Annotated in this window: 19 protein-coding genes and 1 tRNA gene; 8 read left to right on the top strand and 12 right to left on the bottom strand. The window is 71.6% G+C overall.

Features of this window, described 5'->3' with window-relative positions:
• Positions 1 to 204 precede the first annotated feature (204 nt).
• Positions 205 to 1533 (bottom strand): serine hydrolase, encoded by a 1329-nt coding sequence (locus ACIBEJ_RS45510; RefSeq protein ID WP_397189222.1) that lies wholly within the window; start codon positions 1531 to 1533, stop codon positions 205 to 207.
• Positions 1534 to 1644: 111 nt separating this feature from the next.
• Between ACIBEJ_RS45510 and ACIBEJ_RS45505 the strand changes: the two genes are divergently transcribed.
• The gene (locus ACIBEJ_RS45505; protein ID WP_397189221.1) at positions 1645 to 3354 is read left to right on the top strand and encodes a sensor histidine kinase; all 1710 of its coding nucleotides are present in this window, start codon (positions 1645 to 1647) and stop codon (positions 3352 to 3354) included.
• Complete coding sequence (locus ACIBEJ_RS45500) at positions 3347 to 4027, top strand: response regulator (protein WP_397189220.1); 681 nt, start codon at positions 3347 to 3349, stop codon at positions 4025 to 4027. Before ACIBEJ_RS45505 ends, ACIBEJ_RS45500 begins: the two co-directional genes overlap by 8 nt.
• Here the strand turns inward: ACIBEJ_RS45500 and ACIBEJ_RS45495 are convergent, their stop codons facing one another.
• On the bottom strand, positions 4028 to 4873 hold the full coding sequence (locus ACIBEJ_RS45495) for a spermidine synthase (RefSeq protein ID WP_397189219.1): 846 nt from the start codon (positions 4871 to 4873) through the stop codon (positions 4028 to 4030).
• 77 nt (positions 4874 to 4950) lie between these two features.
• Here ACIBEJ_RS45495 and ACIBEJ_RS45490 point away from each other — a divergent pair, with 77 nt between their 5' ends.
• The 5 genes from ACIBEJ_RS45490 (at position 4951) to lat (ending at position 9419) form a co-directional block, all read left to right on the top strand.
• Positions 4951 to 6441, top strand: a complete 1491-nt coding sequence (locus tag ACIBEJ_RS45490) for a penicillin-binding transpeptidase domain-containing protein (protein ID WP_397189368.1) — start codon at positions 4951 to 4953, stop codon at positions 6439 to 6441.
• A gap of 40 nt (positions 6442 to 6481) precedes the next feature.
• On the top strand, positions 6482 to 7129 hold the full coding sequence (locus tag ACIBEJ_RS45485; RefSeq protein ID WP_397189218.1) for a hemolysin III family protein: 648 nt from the start codon (positions 6482 to 6484) through the stop codon (positions 7127 to 7129).
• On the top strand, positions 7126 to 7491 hold the full coding sequence (locus ACIBEJ_RS45480; protein ID WP_397189217.1) for a PPOX class F420-dependent oxidoreductase: 366 nt from the start codon (positions 7126 to 7128) through the stop codon (positions 7489 to 7491). Before ACIBEJ_RS45485 ends, ACIBEJ_RS45480 begins: the two co-directional genes overlap by 4 nt.
• Before the next feature lie 46 nt (positions 7492 to 7537).
• Positions 7538 to 8065 (top strand): HdeD family acid-resistance protein, encoded by a 528-nt coding sequence (locus ACIBEJ_RS45475; protein ID WP_397189216.1) that lies wholly within the window; start codon positions 7538 to 7540, stop codon positions 8063 to 8065.
• Between the two features lie 82 nt (positions 8066 to 8147).
• Entirely contained in the window at positions 8148 to 9419 is a 1272-nt protein-coding gene (gene lat, locus ACIBEJ_RS45470; protein WP_397189215.1) for an L-lysine 6-transaminase, read from the top strand.
• A gap of 252 nt (positions 9420 to 9671) precedes the next feature.
• On the opposite strand, the gene ACIBEJ_RS45465 is transcribed toward lat, so the two are convergent.
• The 10 genes from ACIBEJ_RS45465 to ACIBEJ_RS45420 all read right to left on the bottom strand — a co-directional run bounded on the left by ACIBEJ_RS45465 (position 9672) and on the right by ACIBEJ_RS45420 (position 21229).
• Positions 9672 to 9899 carry a LuxR C-terminal-related transcriptional regulator gene (locus tag ACIBEJ_RS45465; protein ID WP_397189214.1) on the bottom strand — a complete coding sequence of 76 codons (228 nt, stop codon included), beginning with the start codon at positions 9897 to 9899 and terminating at the stop codon, positions 9672 to 9674.
• Positions 9900 to 10054: 155 nt separating this feature from the next.
• Positions 10055 to 10130 (bottom strand) — tRNA-His (locus tag ACIBEJ_RS45460).
• Positions 10131 to 10197: 67 nt separating this feature from the next.
• On the bottom strand, positions 10198 to 10791 hold the full coding sequence (gene orn / locus ACIBEJ_RS45455; protein WP_397189213.1) for an oligoribonuclease: 594 nt from the start codon (positions 10789 to 10791) through the stop codon (positions 10198 to 10200).
• Between the two features lie 22 nt (positions 10792 to 10813).
• Entirely contained in the window at positions 10814 to 12076 is a 1263-nt protein-coding gene (locus tag ACIBEJ_RS45450; RefSeq protein WP_397189212.1) for a DUF2510 domain-containing protein, read from the bottom strand.
• Between the two features lie 37 nt (positions 12077 to 12113).
• The gene (locus ACIBEJ_RS45445; protein WP_397189211.1) at positions 12114 to 13418 is read right to left on the bottom strand and encodes a hypothetical protein; all 1305 of its coding nucleotides are present in this window, start codon (positions 13416 to 13418) and stop codon (positions 12114 to 12116) included.
• Between the two features lie 25 nt (positions 13419 to 13443).
• Entirely contained in the window at positions 13444 to 15102 is a 1659-nt protein-coding gene (locus tag ACIBEJ_RS45440) for a serine/threonine-protein kinase (RefSeq protein WP_397189210.1), read from the bottom strand.
• An 88-nt stretch (positions 15103 to 15190) separates the two neighbouring features.
• Positions 15191 to 17479, bottom strand: a complete 2289-nt coding sequence (locus ACIBEJ_RS45435) for a serine/threonine-protein kinase (protein ID WP_397189209.1) — start codon at positions 17477 to 17479, stop codon at positions 15191 to 15193.
• Between the two features lie 559 nt (positions 17480 to 18038).
• Positions 18039 to 18797, bottom strand: coding sequence for an SDR family oxidoreductase (locus ACIBEJ_RS45430; protein ID WP_397189208.1), 759 nt, complete (start codon positions 18795 to 18797; stop codon positions 18039 to 18041).
• Positions 18794 to 19825 carry a phosphotransferase family protein gene (locus tag ACIBEJ_RS45425; protein WP_397189207.1) on the bottom strand — a complete coding sequence of 344 codons (1032 nt, stop codon included), beginning with the start codon at positions 19823 to 19825 and terminating at the stop codon, positions 18794 to 18796. Before ACIBEJ_RS45425 ends, ACIBEJ_RS45430 begins: the two co-directional genes overlap by 4 nt.
• A 9-nt stretch (positions 19826 to 19834) precedes the next feature.
• Complete coding sequence (locus tag ACIBEJ_RS45420) at positions 19835 to 21229, bottom strand: PLP-dependent aminotransferase family protein (RefSeq protein ID WP_397189206.1); 1395 nt, start codon at positions 21227 to 21229, stop codon at positions 19835 to 19837.
• 72 nt (positions 21230 to 21301) lie between these two features.
• Here ACIBEJ_RS45420 and ACIBEJ_RS45415 point away from each other — a divergent pair, with 72 nt between their 5' ends.
• Positions 21302 to 21970, top strand: coding sequence for a pyridoxamine 5'-phosphate oxidase family protein (locus tag ACIBEJ_RS45415; protein WP_397189205.1), 669 nt, complete (start codon positions 21302 to 21304; stop codon positions 21968 to 21970).
• Positions 21971 to 22061: the final 91 nt, after the last annotated feature.

Here is a 22061-nt window from a genome sequence, read left to right as displayed (position 1 = left end):
AGCGATCCTGCCGGGTTGCCAGGCCAGCCGCCCCGGTAGTGGCCTGGCCGAAGGCCCTGCCGGGTTGCTTGGCCAGTGGCTCTGTCGGTCGTCCGACCAGCAGCTTTGGCAGGTTGTCTGGCCAGTCGTTCTGTCGGTTGGTTGGCCGGCGACTGGCAGCAGGTTGTCTGGCCAGGAGCTTGGTCAGGGAGCCTGGCTGGGTGGTTAGCGGGTCAGTTTGGATGCTCCCTGGGCGAGGCTGACGAGTTCGCTTTCCGCCGTGGACGGCAGCGGAGCCGTCAGGTTGGAGGTCATGAACGTGACGAAGTACGTCTTCCCGCCCCGACGGTAGGAGTACCCGAGGTCGGCCACCCCGGCCTCCGAGCCGCCCTTGAACCACGTGCCCTGCCCCAACCCGCCGGGGTTCACCGACATCACCTCACCGACCTTCGGATCGCGGAGGCGGCGCAGCTCGGCGTGCGCGCGGCAGATGTCGGCCGGCGAGCCGAACCACTCGATCGTGTCGAGCTCCCGCGGCGCCGGCCAAGGCTTGATCGCGCTGAGCGGCGCCTTGGCCACGGTGGTGCGCAGGTAGGCCCGCTTCTCGGGGATGCTCATCGCGAGGTAGGCCCGAGCCTGCCGCGGATAGTCGGCCCCCTTGAGCTGGAACAGTTCGCGGGTGGTGAGCAGGGGGATGTTGCCCTTGAGGTGCCCGCCCCACGCGCGCAGCGTCTTCTCGACCGACTCCCTGCCCACCTTGTGCATGAGCAGGTCGGTGCCGGTGTTGTCGCTGATGGAGATCATCAGCTTGGCCGCCTCCAGCACGCTGACCTTGCTGCCGTCGGGCCGGTTCTGCAGTTCGCCGCCGGGCAGGCTCTTCAGCTCGGGGGTGATCGTGAGCTGGGTGTCCCAGGACAGCCTGCCCTCGCGGACCTGCTTGGCGACCGTGCCGAGGACGTAGAGCTTGAACATCGAGCCGAGCGGCCGCACGGTGTCCTTCTGGCCGGCGCGGATCGTGTGGCAGCGGCGGCCGTCGATCCGCGCGGCCAGGTAGCCGGTGCGCGGCGCCACCTTGGCCAGGCGGGACTCCAGCTCCTTCCAGCTCTTGGGCGCGGGCGGCGGCGGCGTGACCGGCTCGAACCTCAGCGTGTTGATCTTGCCGGTGGCGTCCACCCCGAGCGTCGTGGCGAACTTCTGGCCGCCGGCGGTGATCACGGCGTACAGGAGGGTGGGCTGGGCGTTGTTCACGGAGTTCAGCTTCATGCCCTTCAAGGACACGAAGATCTCGTTGAAGGTGTTCACCGGCACCTGGGAGAGGAAGTCGGCGGCGACGTGCTCCTGGAACTCGCTCTCCGCCAGCGGCGCCCGCCCCACGCCGTCGATCACCCAGCGCAGTTGCGCGCCGGCGGGCGTGGCCGGGATCTCCGGGGCGGCCGAGGTCGTGGGGGACGGGCTGGGGGTCGTCGTGGCGCCCGCGGTGGCCTGGGTATCCGCGCAGCCCACGACGAGCGTCGCGGCGGCGGCGACCGAGAGCAGAGACTTCGATGTGAACATGTCCTCCACCCAACCGGCCCCGTTCCCGCGCGGCCACCAGGACGACCGCACACCGATATGCGGTCAACCGCAATGGACGGCGCGCATGCGCCATGAGCAGGATGGACACCCATGAGAGCGTTCGCCGGCGCCCTGGCGCTGCTGGCCGTCGGGACCCTGGTCACCGGCACCCTGCTGGAGGGCACGGGGCCGGGCCAGTGGATCTTCGTGGCGCTCGGCCTGCTCACGCCCGTGCTGGGCTGGCTGATCGCGGTGCGCCGCCCCGAGATCCCGTACGGCTGGCTGCTGCTGGCCACCGCCTGCTCTCTGGGTGTGGGCACGCTGGGCGTCGGCCTGAGCGTGGGCACCGGCGCCGACGTCCTGGGCGCGGCGCTGAGCTCGGTGTTCGCGGTCTTCTACGGGCTGGTGTGGGTGTTCCTGCCGCTGCTGTTCCCGGACGGCCGGCTGCCCTCGCGCAGGTGGCGGCCGGTCGCCTGGATCGCCGCGGTGGCCATCGCGGTGCACCTCGTCGCCCTGCCCCTGGCCGACCTGGAGATCGACGGGCGGGCCGACCCCATCGCGCTGCCTGGGAACGCCGCCCTGCTGGCCGCGGTGGTGGGGGGTCTGGCCCAGACGGTCGTGTTCCTCATGGCGATCGTCGTGCTCGTCGGCCTGGTGTTCCGGGTACGGCGGGCCCGCGCGCAGGAGCGGCCCCAGTACCTGTGGATGCTCGGCGGCAGCGCCCTCGGCATCGCCGGGTTCCTCATGGTGACCTTCTACTTCTACGGCCAGATGGCGGTGGCGGCGTTCGGCGCCATGACCGTGCTGGCGTCGGTGCCGGCGGCGATCGGCGTGGCGCTGGTGCGCCACCGGCTGCTGGACATCCGGCTCGGCATCCGGGGTTCCAGGCTCTCGCTCGTCTTCGACATGCGGCCGACGGTGAGCGAGCTGCTGTCCGAACTGTCGCCCGAGCTCCAGGACGCCGAGCCGGGGGAGCAACTGGCCGGGCTGGCGCGGGCCGTACAGGAAGGGCTGAACGTGCGCTGGGCCGAGGTGTCGCTCACCGGCGGCGCCCGCTTCACCGCGGGCGTCAGGCAGGGGGAGGCGGCCGTGCGCGAGCCCGTGGCGGGCGGGCTCGGCGAGCTGGCGGTCGGGCAGAAGAGCCAGGGCCGCTTCACCGCCGAGGACCGGCGGCTGCTGCACGCCTTCGCGGTGCCGGTCGGGCTGGCCATCCGCAGCGCCGCGCTGGCCGGGCGGCTGGTCAACGCCCAGGAGGCCGAGCGGCGGCGGCTGGAACGCAACATCCACGACGGCGTCCAGCAGCAGCTCGTCGCGCTCATCGCCGGGCTGGAGCTGGCCCGCGCCTCGAACGCCGGCGCCGAGATGCTGCCGCCGCTGCGCGAGCAGGCCCGCCAGACCCTCGACGACCTGCGGGAGCTGGCCGCGGGCATCCACCCGTCGGTCCTCGCCCAGGGCGGCCTGGTGGAGGCGGTGGAGTCGCGCTGCGTCCGCCTGCCGGTGCCGACGACCGTGCTGGCCGATCCCGGCCTGCGCGCGGCCCGCTTCCCCGACGAGATCGAGGGCGCGCTGTACTTCACGGTCAGCGAGGCGCTGGCCAACGCGCTCAAGCACGCCGCCGCTGCGAAGATAGAGGTACGGCTGTCGCGCCAGGACGGCAGGCTGCGGGCCACGGTCCGCGACGACGGCAGGGGCTTCGAGCCGTCCGCCACCGCCCTGGGCGCCCTGGCCGACCGGCTGAGCGCGCTCGGCGGCGGGCTGAAGGTGACCAGCACGATCGGGGAGGGGACCACGGTGAGCGCGTGGGTGCCTGAGCATGGCTGAGCCGCTGCGCACGGTGGTGGCCGACGACCACTACCTGGTGCGCGAGGGCACCAGGCGGCTGCTGGAGACCACCGGCGGGGTCACCGTCGTGGCGGCCGTGGGCAACGCCGACGAGCTCATGGACGCGGTACGCCGCTTCGCCCCGGACGTGGTGATCACCGACATCCGGATGCCGGGCGGCGACTGGCGGCCCGGGTTCGAGGGCATCGACGCGGCCCACGCGGTGCGGGCCGCCCATCCCAAGGTCGGGGTGGTGGTGTTGTCGCAGTTCGGGGACGCGCTGTACGCGCTGGAGCTGTTCAGGCAGGGCACGGAGGGGTTCGCCTACCTGCTCAAGGACCGGGTCGGCGACGTGGACGAGCTGCTCGGCGCCATCACCGCGGTGGCCGAGGGCGGCTCGGTGATCGATCCGAAGGTCGTCGAGGGGCTGATGTCGCGGCGGGCGGTGCGCGGCGGGGAGGACTCGCCCATCGGGGCGCTGACCGAGCGCGAGCGGGACGTGCTGCGGGAGATGGCGCGGGGCCGCTCCAACCCGGCGATCGGGCGGGCGCTGCACCTGTCGCTGTCGTCGGTGGAGAAGCACGTCAACGTGATCTTCTCCAAGCTCGGGCTGGAGAACACCGGGGACGTCAACCGGCGGGTGGCCGCCGTCCTCGCCTACCTGGAGGGCTGATCAGCCGAAGACCGACGGGGGCGGCACCGGGGCCAGGACCGGGTCGCCGTCGCGGATGGGGGCGGCGCCGGCGACGAAGTTCGTGAGGGCCGCGCCGTACACGCATCTGGCCTGGGTGAGGCCGCCGGCCGCGCGGCGGGTGAGCAGGTCGACGGGCAGGGCCGTGCGGGAGGCGGCGACGATGAGGTTGCCGAAGCGGCGCCCGCGCATGATGGCGGGCTCGGCCAGCAGCGCCACGTGGCCGTAGGCGGCGGTGACGGTGGCCAGCAGGCGGCGGGCGAAGGCCAGGCCCTTGCCGTCCGCGATGTTGATCAGCAGCGTCCCGGTGGGGCGCAGCACGCGCGCCAGGTCGGCCAGGTACTCGGCGGTGGCCAGCTCGACCGGCATCGTGGCGCCGGTGAAGGCGTCGAGCACGACCAGGTCGGCGCTCTCGTCCCAGACCTTCTGGGTGCCCTCCCTGCCGCCGGCGACGATGACCTTGAGCTTGGGGACCGAGCGCAGGTCGAGCTGCTCGCGCACGAGGTTGACCAGCAGGCCGTCGGGCTCCAGGACGATGTGGCGGGAGCCGGGACGGGTGGCGGAGACGTAGCGGGGGATGGAGCACGCGCCGCCGCCGACGTGCAGGCAACTCAGCGGGCCGTCGTCCATGACGTCGATCACATCGGCCATCAGCCGCACATATTCAAATTCCAGAAATGTGGGGTCTTGTAGGTCGATATATGACTGAGGTACGCCATCCTTGGACAGCACCCAGCCGTCCTGCCTGTCCAGATCCCGGAGAAGCTCGACCTCGCCGAACGTCACCGGGTACCGGCCGGGCATCGGCTCCCGCTGTCCACGTGCCACTTTCTGTCCCCTTCCCTGGGAGAAACGGTATGCGACGACGAAGGCTGATTGTCCTCCTTATTGCGCTTCTCGCGGTGATGGGGGCCGGAGCCTTCGCGGTCCTCGCGGCCAACAGCACGCACGGCAGCCCGGAGAAGACGGCCGCGTCGTACTTCACCGCCTGGCGTGGCGGCGACGTCCGGGCCATGAGCAGGCTCGTCTTCCAGGTGCCCGACGACTTCCTGGAACGGCACCTGGCCCTGTCCAGCTCGCTGGGCGTGGACGCCATCGAGCTGACCCCGGGCACGCTCAGGATGACCGGGGACGAGACCGCCGAGGTGCCGTTCACCGGGAGGCGTAAATTACGCGAGCTGGGCTGGTGGGAGTTCGAGGGCACGCTGAGGCTGGCCGTACGCGAGAAGGGCTGGCACGTCCTGTGGGGGCCGGAGACGCTGCACCCGCTGCTCAAGGACAACGGCATCCTGGAACTGGCCTCGGTGCAGGCGCCCTCGGTCGAACTGGTCACCAGCGAGGGGGACCGCCTGCCCGACGACAACTACGCCGATCACTACCTGGAGAAGCTGGCCGACGCGTACCCGCACGAGAAGGGCACCGCGCTGCAGGCGATCCTGCCCGACGACAGCACCCAGACGCTGATCAGCAAGGTGGCCAAGCCGAAGCAGCAGAAGACCACGCTCTCGCGGGCCGTGCAGGCCGCCGCCGCGCGGGCCCTGGACGGCGTCTCCGACGCGGCCGTCGTGGCGATCCGGTCGAGCACCGGCGAGATCGTGGGCGTGGCCGACCGGCTGGAGGGCGGCAGCAAGGCGTTCACCTCGTACTTCCCGCCGGGCTCGACGTTCAAGACCGTGGTCGCGGCGGCGCTCATGGACACCGGGCTGTCCGGCTCGTCGCAGGTCGAGTGCCCGGCCACCTACCAGATCCCCGGCTTCAGGTCGTTCACGAACGCCGGATCCGCCGACCGGGGCTCGATCACCTTCACCGAGGCGTTCGCCCACTCCTGCAACACCACCTTCGTGGAGGAGGTCACCACCCGCATGGAGCCGGGCGACCTGATCGAGGCCGCCGCGCCCTGGGGTTTTCGCGGCATGCAACTGCCCACCGGCGCGGGCGGCGCCTGCGGCAAGATCCCCGAGCCCGAGGAGCTGAACCTGGACTGGCTCGGCGAGGCCGCCATCGGCCAGGCGAGCGTCCAGGCGACGCCGCTGTGCATGGCCGCGCTCGCCGCCGCGGTCGAGAGCGGGGTGTGGCGCTCGCCCCGGCTGCTGCCCGCCGACGAGGCGGCCGACCTCGACGGCCCGCCCCTGCGTGACGTCGAGCTCGACGCGGGCGTGATCGACGGGCTGCGGGAGATGATGCGGTCCGTGGTCGAGTACGGCACCGCCTCGGAAGCGGGCCTGCCCGAGGGCCTGGCGGGCAAGACCGGCACGGCCGAGGTGGGCGGGGGCGCCGAGCACGGCTGGTTCATCGGCTACCGGGACGACCTGGCCTTCTGCGTGTTCGTCCGCAACGGCGGCTCGGGCCGCTCGGCCGCGGTGCCCATCGCCGTACGGTTCCTTCAGGGCCTGTAGGGTTGCTAAGGGACACCTAACCTACGGTACCGTAGGTTATATGACGACCGCTTTCGCGAAGCCCAGGCTGCGCGGCTGGTTGCACACGGGGGCGCTGCCCGTGACGCTCGTCGCGGGATTCGTGCTCGTGGCTCTCGGCCCGACGCTGCAGGCACGGCTGGCCTCGGCGATCTACGCCGTCACCTCGGGGCTGCTCTTCGGCATCTCGGCCACCTACCACCGCGGCACGCTCGGCCCCAGGCTGGCCGAGGCGCTGCGCCGCTTCGACCACGCCAACATCTACCTGATCATCGCGGGCACCTACACGCCCTTCGCACTGCTCGCCCTGTCCGGCGCCGCCCGCATCGCGGTCGTCTCGGTCATCTGGGGCGGCGCGCTGACGGGCGTGCTGTTCCGTGTGTTCTGGATGGGGGCGCCGCGCTGGCTCTACACCGTCCTCTACCTGGCGCTCGGCTGGACGGCCGTCTTCGTGATGCCCCAGTTGCTGGAGGGCGCGGGCATCGCCGCCGTCGTGCTGGTGGCCGTGGGCGGCGTCTTCTACAGCGCCGGAGCCATCGTGTACGGCCTGCGCCGCCCGGACCCCTCTCCCGCGTGGTTCGGCTTCCACGAGGTCTTCCACGCCTTCACGCTGGCCGCGTACCTGGTGCAGTACATCGCCGTCTCGATCGTGGTGTACTCCCACGTGTGAACCTCGGTGATGAGCAGTACGTGTCGGTGACCTCCTACAAGCGCGACGGCACCCCCGTGGCCACCCCGGTCTGGTGCGCCCGCGACGGCGAGGCGGTCGTGATCTGGACGGTCGCCGACTCGTGGAAGGTCAAGCGCATCCGCGCCAACCCGCGGGTGAGCGTCGCCCCCTGCGACCTGCGCGGCAGGGTGAGCGGCCCGGCCGTGGAGGGCAAGGCGGAGATCCTCTCGGCCGGGGAGACCGAGCGGGTGCGCGCGATGCTGCGGCGCAAGTACGGCCTGATCGGCCGGATCACCCTCCTGGGCAGCCGCCTCAGAAGGGGCGCGACCGGAACTCTTGGCATCCGGATCACAGATATTTGACCCGATTGGGGTCTCCCTGAGTGATCTTTCTGGAAAGCATCGGGGCATGGAGCAAATCGCGCGCACGTGGTGGCTCGTTCTCATCCGAGGCATCTGCGCCATCATCTTCGGTATCCTCGCGCTGGTCTGGCCGGGCATCACGCTGTACGTCCTGGTGATCTTCTTCGGCGCCTACGCGATCGTCAGCGGCCTGTTCTCGCTCTTCGCCGCGTTCGGACACAACGTGCAGTCGCGGGCCTGGCTCATCATCTCCGGCATCATCGGCATCCTGGCCGGAATCGTGGCCTTCGCCTGGCCGGGGATCACCGCGCTCGCCCTGCTCTACGTCATCGCCTTCTGGGCGATCTTCACCGGCATCGCGGAGATCGTGGCCGGAATCCAGCTCCGCAAGGACATCGACAACGAGTGGATGCTCATCCTGGGCGGCGTGCTCTCGGTGATCTTCGGCATCCTGCTCATCATCTGGCCCGCCACCGGGATGCTCACGCTGACCTGGCTGCTCGGCATCTTCGCGATCATCTACGGCATCGCGATGGTCGTCCTGTCCTTCAAGGTGAAGAAGCTGGCGTCATGAAGCGATGGGCGCGGAAAGTTTACGGGTATTTACGGCATCTATAGGGAAGGTATGTCGTGTCTGGCTCACCCGGGAGGAAGACATGGACGTACTCGACCGCCTCGCCCGCCATCTCCTCGTCGACGGCTACCGGCTGGTGCTCGACCTCGAACGCAGCCAGGGCTCCTGGCTCACCGACCTGCGCACCGGCCGCCGATACCTCGACTTCTACACGTTCTTCGCCTCGGCCCCGCTGGGCGTGAACCCCCCGTTCGACGCGGAGACGGCACGGCTCCTGGGCGAGGTGGCGCGTAACAAGCCCGCCAACCCGGACATGTACACCGAGCACCTGGCCGACTTCGCCGACACCTTCAGCCGCGTGCTCGGCGACCCGGAGCTGCCCCACCTGTTCTTCGTGGAAGGCGGGGCGCTGGCCGTCGAGAACGCGCTCAAGACCGCCTTCGACTGGAAGAGCCGGAGCAACGAGGCGGCCGGGCGCGGCCGTACCCTCGGGACGAAGGTCCTGCACCTGACCCGCGCCTTCCACGGACGCAGCGGCTACACCCTCAGCCTCACCAACACCGACCCGGCCAAGACCGACCGCTTCCCCACCTTCGGCTGGCCGCGCATCGAGGTGCCCGCCATCCACCACGGCGACGTCGCGGCCGCGGAGGAGCGCGCGCTGGCCCAGGCCCGTGCCGCGTTCGAGGCCAACCCGCACGACATCGCCTGCTTCATCGCCGAGCCCATCCAGGGCGAGGGCGGCGACAACCACATGCGGCCGGAGTTTCTGCGGGCGATGCAGCACCTGTGCCACGAGTACGAGGCGCTGTTCGTCCTGGACGAGGTGCAGACCGGCGGCGGGACCACCGGCACCCCCTGGGCCTACCAGCAGCTCGGCCTCGAACCCGACATCGTGGCGTTCGCCAAGAAGATCCAGGTGGGCGGCATCATGGCCGGGCGCAGAGTGGACGCGGTCGCCGACAACGTCTTCCAGGTCAGCAGCCGGATCAACTCCACCTGGGGTGGCGGCCTGGTCGACATGGTGCGTTCGCGCGCCCTGCTGGAGATCGTCGAGCGCGACGGCCTCATCGCCCGCGCCGCCCGGCTGGGCGAGCAGGCGCTGGAGGGCCTGACCAAGATCCAGGCGGAGCACCCCGACGTGATGTCCAACGCCAGGGGCCGCGGCTTCATGATCGCCTTCGACCTGCCCGACCCGGGCGCGCGCGACGCGCTGGTCGGCCGCCTGCGGGAGGACGAGGGCGTGCTGGTCCTGCCGTGCGGCGAGCGGTCCGTACGGCTGCGCCCGGCGCTCAACATCCCCGAACAGGATCTGGACCACGGCCTCAGGGCGATAGCCAAAGCCCTTCCCTGATCCCGCGCAAGGCCGGGAGGGCGGCCCTGGCCGGGCGGGTTCCGGGCACGGCGCTTTGGCGCGGGCGGCCGGGGTTCTGGCGGGCCCGTGGTCCTGACCGGTGGCACGGGGGTCTGCCACCCGGGTGGTCCGCGGGCGCGCGTCACGGCGGGGCGGCGGTGAGGCGGAGGAGCGTCACCCTGGAGGGCCCCCAGCCCTTTGTGGCGGTTGGGGTGGGGGCGGCTCCGCCGTACGGGAAAGTGGTCGTGGAGATTAGTCGCTTGACCTCGAGTTCCACAGACCTATGGCGGTGACGCGGGAATCCACGCCGAGTTTGGCGTAGATGCGATTGACGTGGTTTTTCACGGTCTTCTCGCTCAGGAACAAGCGCTGGGCTATCTGGCCGTTGGACTGACCTGTGGCTATCAGGTCCATGACCTCGGCCTCGCGCTTGCTTAAGGATGTGAACACGCCGCCGAAGGCGGTGTCGTCGACTCTCATCCGGCCTCCGTGGGCACGATGTCGGTCAGATCGCCGAGGACCCCCGTGACTTCCGGCGCTAGCGGTAGACAGCGAGCATAACTCGCAAAGTCCTGGTTTGGGGACGATGCCGGAGAAAACGACGATGGCCGGTCCCGAAGGACCGGCCATCACACTGGGGTGAGCGAGGGGACTTGAACCCCCGACATCCAGGACCACAACCTGGCGCTCTGCCAACTGAGCTACGCCCACCATGCGTGCCGCATCGCGGCGGCACAGGAAAAGTGTAGCGGTGTTCGGGAGTCTTTACGCCACCCGATTAACCGCTGACCTGTTCGGCGAGTCCGCGGGCCGTCACCGAGTCGGGACCCGGCTGGCCGACGAACACCGCGGCCCGGTAGTAGCGCAGTTCCCTGATCGACTCGGTGATGTCCGCGAGCGCCCGATGGCCGCCCTGCTTCTCCGGCGCGGCGAAGTACACCCTCGGATACCAGCGGCGCACCAGCTCCTTGATCGACGACACGTCGATCATCCGATAGTGCAGGTACGCGTCGACCGCCGGCATGTCCCGCGAGATGAACGTGCGGTCGGTGCCGATCGAGTTGCCGCACAGCGGGGCCTTCTTCGGCTCCGTCACGTGCCGGCGGATGTAGTCGAGCACGAGCGACTCGGCCTCGGCCAGCGTCACCCCGCCGCCGAGCAGCGGCAGCAGACCCGAGGCCGTGTGCATCTCGCGCACCACCTGCGACATCTGCTCCAGCGACTCGGGCGGGGGCTTGATGACCACGTCGACGCCCTCGTCCACCTGGTTGAGCTCGCTGTCGGTGATGACGCACGCCACTTCGACGAGCGCGTCGCGACCCAGGTCGAGGCCGGTCATCTCGCAGTCGATCCATACGAGCAAGTCACTCATGGGCTCAGCCTAGTGCCCCTGCTCAGGCGGGCTTGAGAGAGCCGATAACCTGGTCCACCACATCGGTGCCCAGATTGTCGGGAACGGAGACGTACACCAGCGCCGGACGCTCGCCCGGACCGCGGTCCATGAGCACGACCGCGCCGTTCTCCTTCTTCCACTTGTACTTCTTCTCCTCGGAGATCTTGGAGAAGTCGAGCTCGAACTGCAGCACCCACGCGTCCTTGTCCCCGATCTTGATCGCCTCGTTCTTGGTGATCTTGCGGGTGTGCGTGAGCTGGTAGTAGTTGCTGAACGAGGCCAGCACCGCGCCGGTCGCCGTCTGCAGGCCCTGCGCGTTCTCGTAGGGGTAGAGCTCGTTCAGCGTGCCGGTGTAGATGTTGCCGATCCAGTTGGACTCGCCGTCGTACTTCGCGTGCGAGACCGCCTCGACCGCGCCGCTCCACCTCTGCTGCGTCGGGTCGGTGCCGTTGATCCGGTCGGCCGGAGGGACGGTCCAGCCGTCGGGCACCTGGAACGACACGCCCGCCTGGGGGTCGGTGATGCGGCCGTCCTGGATGCTGGGCAACTGCGTGGGCGGCGGGTCCGGCGGGGCGGTGTTGCCCGGGTCCTGGGTCTCGGTGGGGCTCGGGAAGATGTCGGTGGAGGGCGGCGGGGTGCTCTGCGCGGTCGTGCCGCCGGTCCTGTTGACCACGACGACCGCGGCCACCACGATCAGGACCACCACGACCAGCACGCCCGCGCCGCCGAGGATCCAGGGCAGGGCGCCGCCTGAGCGCTTCGGTGGCTGGCCGTAGGGGCCGGGGCCGGGGAGCTGGCCGTACTGCCCGTACTGGGCGGGCTGCTGGCCGTAGGGGGGCTGGCTGAACTGGCCGGGTTGCCGGCCGTACTGACCCTGCTGGCCGTACTGGCCCTGCGGCTGCTGGGCGTAGGGGTTCGGGCCGGACGAGGGCTGACCGTACGCGTTCCCTCCGGAGGGCGGCTGGGCGTACGGCCCGGCGCCGGAGGAGGGCTGGGTGAAGGGCGTGGACCCGGGCTGCGGCTGCGGGCCGGAGGCCGCCTGGGGGTCGGGCTGGCCGTACTGGCCCTGGCCCCGGGTGGGCTGGCCGAACTGCAGCGTGGGGTTGGCCGGATGGGCCGACCAGTCCGAGCCGCCCTCGACGAGCGTCGGGGGCGGCTGCTCCTGCGCGTGCGTGGCGTCGGTCCACTGGTTGCCGTCCCACCAGCGGAGTTGGGGCGAACCATAGGGGTCGGGGTACCAGCCCGCCGGGGTCTGCGAGGTCATGTCGCCAGAGTAGTAAGAACTGGTATGAGATGCATTGTCAGCACTTGTAGGTGAAGCTCGCCTTGTCCTGGAGGCGCTGCGGCGAGATCACCGTCAGCGTCGCCGTGAGCTTGGCCGTGCTCTTGCCCGACACCTTCCACTTCAGCGGCACCGTGTAGGACGACTTGTCGGACGTGGTGCGCTGGGTCTGGCGGATCTTCTCCTTGCGATCGCTCTGCGCCCATTCGTAGACGAACTCGCCGGAGGACCCGTTGGTGATGATCTTGCCGCTGATCAGCACGTCCGCGTCGCAGCCCTGGGCCTTCTTCGGGGCCGTCACGTCGACCGAGGTCACCGCCAGCGGCGTCGAGGACCCGCTCAGCCGGAACCACGCCAGCAGCGCGCCCGCCAGGATCACCGCGAACACCGCCGCCGCCAGGATCGTCCGCCGCCGCCGCGCCCGTGCGGCCCGCCCCCGCCGGACGGCCGGAGCGGCCGTCCTGCCCTCCCGCCAGATCCGTTCGGCCGTGGTGCCGATGGACGCGGACACCCCCGGGCCGAAGTGCTGCTGCTCCAGCGCGGGCACGTGCAGCAGGGTGACGATCTGGCCCTCGTCGCGGTCTGGGATCGGGTTGACGCCGATCTCCAGGGTCGTCCTGTTGCGTACCTCCTGGGCGAGGCGGTCGCGGGTGATCTGGCCGCCCGGCAGGACCTCGCGCTGGCCGAGCAGCACGTCCCTGGCCGCCGCGAGCCCGTGGAGCGTGGCGGTCGCCGCGGCCCTGTCGAGCAACTGGGCCGACGGCGCCGGGCAGTCCGCGCCCAGCGCCCTGGCCAGCGACGCCCACGCCGACACGTCCCGCTCAGGCGCCGCGCGCAGGCCCCTGACCGCGTCGGCCAGGCCGCGTTCGATCAGCAGCGCGGAGCCGTCCTCCGCGATCACGACCGTGGCCGGGTGCAGGGCGCCGTGCGCCAGTCCCGACGCGTGCAGCGCCTGCAGCGTCTGCGCCGTCTCCACGAGTACGGCTGCCGCCCCCGGCGGGTCCACCGCGCGGGCGGCCATCAGCTCACCCAGCGACGGGCTGATCGGCCCGGCCGTCAGCAGCCACACCTCCTCGCCCGCCGCCACCACGTCGGCCACCTGCGCCAGGCCGTCCAGCCCGTTCTGCGTCAGCGGCCGGTCGGCCACCACCGTGGCCACGACGCGCTCGCGCACGCCGGGCAGGCCGACCACGCCGCCGTCGAACCGCAGCGCGCCCGCCCTGCGGCCGTCCGGCGTGATGGCGTCGTACCAGGTGCCGAGCTCGGTGATGCGGGTGTGGTCCGTGAGCCGGTAACCGGCGATGGACTCGCTCGCGTTGCTCATCGCCGTCCTAACCCCCGGGGGTCTCCTAGCGCCTCCTGCGGTGTCTGCCGGTCATGTGGCGCTTCACGGCAAGTGTGACGGGTACCGCGCCGGACGTCACCAGCCCGAAGGCCAGCACCGCCGCCACGCCCCCGCCGCCCTGCTGGGCCTCGGCCCGCTCGCCGCGGGTCGGCTCCTTCTCGCGGGTCGGCTCGCCCTCCGGCGGCTGGGTCGTGGGCGGTGGGCTGGTGGGCGGCTGAGTGGTCGGCGGCCGGGTGGTGGGTCGGCTCGTGGGCGGCCGGGTGGTCGGCGGGGCCGAGGTGGTCGGCGGCGCGGAGCTGGACGGTGGCCGGGTCTCGTCGGCGCTGGACCGTCCCGTGATGCCCTCGTCCGGCGTCTCGCTCGGCGACGGCGACTTGGTCGGCTTCTTCGTCTTGGTCGGCGTCGCCTTGGGGGTGGGCGTCGGCTTCGGAGTCGGCGTCTTGGAGGCCGGCTTGGTCGTCACCGCCACGGGCGGCGGCGCCGCGGTCACCGTGTCGGAGGGCTCCGGCGTCGGCTCGGGCGTGGTGGTCTCCTCCGGCGCCGGCTCCTCGGTGGTCTCCTCTGGCAGGGGGACTTCGAGCGTGGACGCGCTGGCGGTGGGCGTACTGCGGGCCGCCTGAAGGGTGGGCTGGGCGTCGGAGGCGCTGACCACCACGACCGCGACGGCCACGAGCACGCCGGTGCAGACCGCGCCGATCGCGATCTTCGCCCCGAGCTTGCTGATCAGCTTCGCCGCGGGGGTGCCGAGATCGGAGCGCGCCATGGTGGTCGCGACCTCGACCGCCTCCTCGGGCGGCGTCGGGAACATGAGCAGCAGCAGCCCGGCCAGCCGTGCCAGCCGCCGGTGCCCGCGCTCCTCCCAGCCGGGGCCGTACGCCTCGACCGCGACCGCCTCCAGCTCCGCCAGCAGCGCCTCGGCCGTCGGCGGACGCTCGTCGGGATGCTTGGCCAGCCCGCGCTCGACCAGTCCCCGCAGCGGCTCGGGGACCTCCTCGACCGGCGGCGGCGTGCTGTGGTGCTGGCGGGCCAGCGCGGCCAGGTTGGTCGCCCGGTAGGGCCGGGCGCCGGTCAGGCACTCGAAGAAGACGATCGTGGCCGCGTACACGTCGGTCGTGGCCGCGGCGGGCGCGCCAGACCACTGCTCGGGCGCCATGTACGGCGGCGTGCCCGAGGTGTTCGACCCCTGTCCGGCCCGTACGGCGATGCCGAAGTCGACCAGCTTGCTGGTGCCGTCGCCCTGGACGATCACGTTCTCCGGCTTGAAGTCCCGGTGGACCACGCCGACCGCGTGCGCCTCGGCCAGGCCCAGCAGCGAGCCCTTCAGCACGGAGAGCGCGGCCTCGGGCCCCGTGGGACCCTCCGAGCCGAGCACCTCGCGCAGCGAGACGCCGTTGACCAGCTCCATGACGATGGCGGCGCCCTCGCCGGACTCGACGTAGTCGATCAGCCGGGCGTTGTACGGGCTGCGCATGGTGCCCAGCAGCCGGGCCTCATGGCGGAACCGGGCGACGAACGTGACGTCGGCCCGCAGCTCGTCGGACAGATACTTGATGGCGACCTGCGCGCCGTCGTGGTCCCGGGTGGCCAGGACTACGCGTCCTGACGCACCGGCACCGAGTTCGCGTACCTCGGTGTAGCCGGGAACCCCCCAATGCCCATACATAACGCCTCTTCTCTGGAGTCGTCAGGGCCCCCACCCACAGCAGACGCACGGCAGTGTAACCCGTCTTACTCCCGAGAAGTCGGTTATTTCACCCTTCCGGTTTGGGCGTTTTCGACGTCTTCTCGGAAGGTTTCTGTTCTGTTGGCGTCTCCGACGGGCTTTCGGAGGGTTCAGAGGGGCAGGCGGGGGTTTGTCCGCTCGCGCTGTCCGCCCGTCCACCGGCCGACGCCGTCACCGACCACCTGGATCCGCAGGGGGTCTTCCCGGCCGAGAACGAGAAGGTTCTGGTATAGGCGGTCTGGCCGGACAGGTCCGCGGCGTCGCTGCCGATCGTGCGACCGGCCACGGTGAACGTGACGCTCAGCCGTACCGCCTGCTCGTTGACGGTGGTGACGGCGACCGTCGTGCTGGCCTGACCGCGCGCGCCGAGGGCGGCGCGCAGCACGCTGACGCGCTGCACGCCCGCCGGACAGGCGACCGCCGCGCGTGACGTGGCCTGGCGGTCGCCCGCGGTCACCGTCACCGTGAGCGTGCCGCCGCACGGGCGCTTGTCGAAGGTGTGGCTGTAGGCGCGGGTGTACGACGTGTCGCCGGACAGGGTCGCCTCGCGGGTCAGGACGGGCTCGCCGTTCAGGGAGAGGGCGGCGCGCATCGGGATCGCGGCCGTCCCGCTGGCCGCGGCCGAGATCCGCATGCTCACCGAACGTCCGGGGGGCTCGGCCACCGAGAGCGCCACGCGCAGGCCGGTCACGTCCGTGGGGCAGTCGGGGAGGTTCGCGCTCGCGCTCTTCGCGCCTCCGGCCGCGGCGGGCGAGGTGGTGACGGTCAGCGTGACGCGCTCGCCGCACGCGTCGTCGTCCAGGGTGTGGCTGAAGGAGCGGGTGTAGGTGAGCGCGCCGCTCAGGCGGGCGCGCGTGGTCTTGACGACCGTGCCGCCGACGGTGAAGCGGGCCGTGAGCGTGACCGTGCCGGTCCCTGTCGCGCGTACGGTGGCCGTTCCCGTGGCCGCGTTCGTGGCGGAGAGCGAAAGTTTGCCCATGCCCAGGCCGGAGACGGCGGCCGGGGGCGTCGGGGTCTTCGTGGGCTTGGGCGGGGTCTTCGTGGGGGTCGGTGGCTTGGTGGTCGGGTCCGTGGTGGGCGGGGCCTTGGTGGTGGGGTTCGTGGTGGGTTCGGAGGTGTCCACCGGGTCCGTGGCCTCGGGGCTGGACGGGTCCGACGCCGACGGGACCACCGCCACCGGCACGGAGGCCACCGCGCTCGGGTCGACCGGCTCCGGCGTGGTCGGCGGCGGCGTGCCTAACTGCGCCGGGCTGAGCGGCGCCGGGCTCTGGGAGGCCGCGACCACGTCCACCGGGGTGGGGGAGGGGCCGCGCGAGCTCAGGATCACCACCGCGGCGACCGCCACCGCGACCGCCAGGCCCGTGCCGACGCCCATCCTGACCGCGTTGTGGCGCATCGCCTTGAAGACCGTCTTGGTCACGGACGTGGTGACCTGAGGCGTTGCGACCGGTTCCGGGACCGGCCACAGCGTCGCCAGCAGGGCCACGAGGGCGGCCAGGCGGCGTTTGCCGCGTTCCTCCCAGTCCTCGCCGTAGCCCGCCCTGGCGGCCTCCTCCAGCTCGGCCACGAAGTCCGTCGCGCTCGCCGGGCGCTGGTCGGGGTGCTTGGCCATGCCCCTGGTCACGAGCTCGCGTACGGGCTCCGGCGCGTCGTGGACCGGGATCGGCGCGTGCAGATGCTGGTAGCCCAGCACGCTCGGCTCCGTCGAGCGGTAGGGGCGGTGGCCGGTCAGGCACTCGAAGAAGACCGCCGTCGCCGCGTAGACGTCGGTGGCCGGAGAGGCCGGGCCGCCCGCCCACATCTCCGGCGCCATGTAGGGCGGCGTGCCCTCGGGATGGGCGGCCGTCCCCTCCCGTACGGCGATGCCGAAGTCGACCAGCTTGCTGGCCCCGTCCTCCCGGACGATCACGTTCTCCGGCTTGTAGTCCCGGTGCACCAGCCCGATCGCGTGCGCGCGGGCCAGCCCCAGCAGCGAACCCTTCAACACGACCAGGGCCGCCTCGGGGCTCGTGGTGCCGTTCTCGCGCAGCAGGGCGCGCAGGGACACGCCGTTGACCAACTCCATCACGATCGCGGCGCCGGCGGGCTCCTGGATGTACTCCCACATCGTCGCGATGTGCTGGTCGCGCAACGTGGTCAGCAGCCGGGCCTCCGACTGGAACCTGGCCAGGGCGGCCGGGTCCTGCCTGAGCCGGTCCGCCAGGTATTTGATCGCGACTTTGACACCGGTGTCGTCATGCACGGCCAGGACGACCCGGCCACTTCCGCCCGTACCGAGCTGTCGGATCTCGGTGTACCCGGGGGCACTCCACTCCATCGCCAACTCCAATCAGGAGGCGGCCCACCAGATTGGACGTGCGATCTAGCGGTCAGGTTTTCATGAAACTACTGACATCTCCGGATGTGAACGCTTCCACCAATACCTTCTCGGTCCGTCCCCCCACCCACCTCCCCACCACCCCCACCCTCACCCCCCGCCCCACGCCGGCCCCCAACCCCGACCTCGACCCCCGGCCCCAGCCCGCGCCCCGCCCCGACCCCCGCCCCGGACTCCAGCCCCGGCCTCGACTCCGGCCCACCCCTGACCCCCGCCCTTGGTCATCCAGTGGGCTTTACCCCTGGCCCTCCACCGGCCCTCCCAGCGGTTCCCGGACCTCCGGGCTTCGAGGTGACGGGCACGCGGCGCACGGTAGGCAGTGGCGGGACGCCCGCGGGGAGGCCACGCACGGTAGGCAGTGGCGGGACGCCCGCGGGGAGGCCACGCGCGGGAGGTGGTGGCGAGACGTCCACGAGAGGCGGCGCCAGGCAGCGAGCAGCAGGGTGACCGCCACGGCAGGGGGTGACCCGCGGCGCAGGGGAGCAGGGTGGTGGAGCGCCTAGGCCGGGTTAGGAGTTGGTGGGCGTTGGCCGCCTGCGGGGCCTGGGACGCCGGCGAAGCGGTAGGGGACGGGGGCGCGTCCCGGCTGGACGACCAGGATGGCCCCGGGCTCCTCAGCGTAGAAGGCCGACTCCACCGCCGCCGCCACGTCCTCCGCGTCCAGCAGCGGGAACCCGGCCCCCAGGAAAACCTCCCGCATCCCAGCCACCAACGGCGTATCGGTGAAACCGGGACACACCGCCCCGATCCGCACCCCGGACGCCGCCAGCGGCTTGGCCAGCCCCCTCACCAGCCCCACCACCGCGTGCTTGGTCATCGTGTACACCGGGTCACCGTCATAGGCGACCAGCCCAGCCAGCGACGAGGTGACCACGATCGCGCCGCCGCCCGCGCGGACGAGGGCGGGCAGGGATTCGGCCACGCCGTACACGACGCCGTCGATGTTGACGCCCACGGCCAGGCGGTACCGGTCGGGGTCGAAGGCGGCCAGGTCCACGCCGCCGGTGATGCCGGCGTTGAGGTGGACGAGGTCGAGCCGGCCGTACGCGCGCTCGGCGGCGGCGACGGCCCGCGCGGAGGTCTCGCGGTCGGTGACGTCGCCGGCCACCGCGGTGCCGCCGAGCTCTTTGGCGAGGCGCTCCGCGCCGTCCGCGTCGATGTCGACGAGCACGCAGCGGGCGCCGCCGCGCGCCAGCCGCCTGGCGACGGCCGCGCCGATCCCGCTGGCGGCTCCGGTGATCAACGCGACCGTACTCATGGGGCCTCCTGGTCGAGCATGCGGTGGGCGCGGGCGATCAGCGTGGGTACGGCGGCGCCGATGCCGTCGAAGCCCTCTCCCACGGTCTTACCCTGCCGGAACCGGGCATGGATACCCTCGACGATGACGGCCAGCTTGAAGTTGCCGAAGGCGACGTAGTAGTTGATGTCGGAAATATCGCGGCCGGACACCTTGGCATAGCACGCGGCGAACTCGGCCGCGTTCAGGAACCCCGGCGCCAGCGTCACGTCCCCCGCCACGGGCACGCTCGCGCGTTCGGCGTCCCCCGGATCCTGCCAGTAGGTGAGCGTGAGCCCCAGGTCCGCCAGCGGATCGCCCAGCGTTGACATCTCCCAGTCGACCACCGCCAGGATCTCCGGCGGATCCCGCCTGACCAGCGTGTTGTCCAGCCGGTAGTCGCCGTGCACGAGCGTGCTCTCCGAACGCTCCGGCATGCGCTCGCGCAGCCGCGAGACCAGCCGGTCGTACTCGGGAAGATCCGCCGCCTTAGACCGCTCCCACTGCTGCTCCCAGCGGTGCAACTGCCTGGCCAGATACCCCTCCGGCCGCCCGAAGTCGCCCAGCCCCACCTGTCGGTAGTCGACGTCGTGGATGGCGGCGAGGATCTCGGCGAGCCGTTCCGACAGCCGCCGCGCCTGCTCGGGCGGCGGGTCGCCGAGCTCAGCCCGGGTGCGTACGGCGGCGCCGTCCACCTGCCCCATCACGTAGAAGGGGGCGCCGATGACCTCCTCGTCGGCACAGAAGGCGAGGGCCTCCGGCACCGGGACCGGCGTGCCGTTCAGCGCGGAGATCACCCGCCACTCGCGGCGCATGTCGTGCGCGGTCGGCAGCACGTGCCCGAGCGGCGGGCGGCGCAGCACGACCGGCCGCTCGCGGCACTCGACGCGGTAGGTGAGGTTCGACTTGCCGCCGGAGATCAGCGAGGCCGAGAGCGCCTCGCCCGCGCCGGGCAGGTTGGCGGCGATCCAGTCGGTCAGTCGTGGCCAGTCCAAGCCGGGAACGGTCATGGGACCACATTAGAACGTTGCTCTGGTCCGCGGCGCAATGAGGTCCGCGACAATCGCGCAGCCCCTGCGCACGTCGGCCAGGGACGCGGAGCCGTACCCGATGACCAGGCCGTGCACCCGCTGCGGGCCGTGATGGTGGCGCTCGGCCGAGTCCAGGCGCACGCCGCGTGCGGCGGCCGCGCGCACGATCTCCGGCACCACGCCGGCGGGCAGTTCCGCCAGGACGTGCAGGCCCGCGGTGTCGCCGTGCAGGTGGCAGACCGGGCCCAGGATCTCGACCACGGCGGCCCGGCGGCGCGCGTACTCCAGGCGCATCCGGCGCAGGTGCCGGTCGAGGTCGCCGTGCTCCAGCAGCGTCCCGACCGCCTGCTGCACCGGGCCGCTGGTACGGTCGCCCAGATCCGTGCGAATGCCCGCGATCTTGTCCAGAAGGTCGCGGGGGCCGACCAGCCAGCCGACGCCGACGTCCGGGGCGAGCGACTTCGACAGCGTCCCCAGCAGCACCACCCGCGACGGGTCGAGCCCGTAGAGCGCGGGCAGCGGCGCCACGTCGTAGCGGAACTCGGCGTCGTAGTCGTCCTCCACGATCATCGCGCCGGTCCGCCTGGCCCACGCCAGCAGTCGTTCCCTGCGCGGGATCGGCAGCCGCCCGCCCATCGGGTACTGGTGCGCCGGAGTCGTGTACAGCACGCCCAGATCCTCCGGCAGCCCGTCCACGATCACGCCGTCGCCGTCCACCGGGCACGGCACCACCTCGACACCCCGCCCGGCGAGCACGTTGCGCGTGACCAGGTAGCCGGGATCCTCCACCCCGGCCCGCCCGCCCCGCCCGAGCAGCGCCAGCGTGACGAGGTCGAGTCCGTTGGCCGTTCCCCGCGTGACCAGCACGTTCTCCGGCCCGACCGCCACGGCCCTGGTCCGTCTGAGGTGCGCCGCCAGCAGTTCTCTCAGGTACGGCAGGCCGTACGGGTCGGGGTCGTCGCCAGGCGGCAGGTCGGCCGCCCGGCGCCAGGCCCGCTTCCACGCGGCCCGATCGACGTCGCGCACCCAGGGGGCGCCGGGCGCCAGATTGATCACCGGCTCAGCCGGCCCGGAGGCAGCCGGGGCCGCGGTGGTCACGGTGGTGTCGACGGCCGGCGGCGGCGCGTACATCTGGGCCACGAACGTCCCCGACCCGTGCCGCCCGTCCAGCCACCCCTCCGCGTAAAGCTGCTGGTAGGCCTCCGTCACCACGGTACGGCTCACGCCGAGCTGCGCCGCCAGCCCCCGGCTGGACGGCAACCGCTCACCGGGGGCCAGCGCCCCGCCCCGCATGGCCTCCCGCAGCCAGGCGGTGAGCTGACCGGCAAGCGGCAGGCCGGAATCCCGGTTGAGGACAACTGGCAGGTCAAGAAGGCTACGCACAGGAAGTGGTCTCCACGAATCAGCATTTAGTGGCCCTAATCTACAAGTCCACTTCCGAGCAGGATGGACCGCATGCTCTCCACCACACCCCGCACCACGCTCGGCCGCGAGAAGCACCGCGCCAGCACCGACCGCGCCGACCTGTACGACGTGCTCGACACCGGGCTGATCTGCCACCTGGGCGTGGTGCACGACGGGCACCCGATGGTCGTCCCAACCGGTTATGGCCGCATAGGCGACACCCTGTACCTCCACGGCTCCACGGGCGCGAGGTCGCTCCGCTCGGGCCAGGACACCGAGATCTGCGTGACCGTCACCCACGTGGACGGCATCGTGCTGGCGCGCTCGGTCTTCAACCACTCGTTCAACTACCGCAGCGCCATGATCTACGGCACCGCCCGCCTGGTCACCGACCAGGAGGAACGCCTGGAGGGCCTGCGCGCCCTGACCGAACACCTGGCCCCCGGCCAGTGGGACTACGCCCGCCGCCCCAGCCGCAAGGAGCTGGCCGCGACAAGCGTCCTGGCACTGGACCTGACGGAAGCCTCGGTAAAGCTCCGCACCGGCCCCCCGAACGACGAGGACACGGACTACGCCCTCCCCATCTGGGCCGGCGTCCTCCCCTTGGCCACCACCTTCGGCACCCCCGTCCCCGACCCGGTCCTGCCTCCAGCCACCCCGCCCCCACCCCACATCCAAACCCGCCACACCAGCCCGACCAACACCCCCGAAACCCCCTAGTGCCGTGACCGGAAACGATCACCGGGTTGGCGCGTAGGACGGTCCTGCCGGTTGGATGAGCTGATCACGTTCGTTCAGCGGTCGGGAGGCC

Origin of the sequence: Nonomuraea sp. NPDC050790 (genome assembly GCF_044456745.1) — a bacterium.
Classification (GTDB): domain Bacteria; phylum Actinomycetota; class Actinomycetes; order Streptosporangiales; family Streptosporangiaceae; genus Nonomuraea.
The sequence above is the reverse complement of the archived record's forward strand: the minus strand, read 5'-3'. Positions and strand labels throughout refer to the sequence as shown.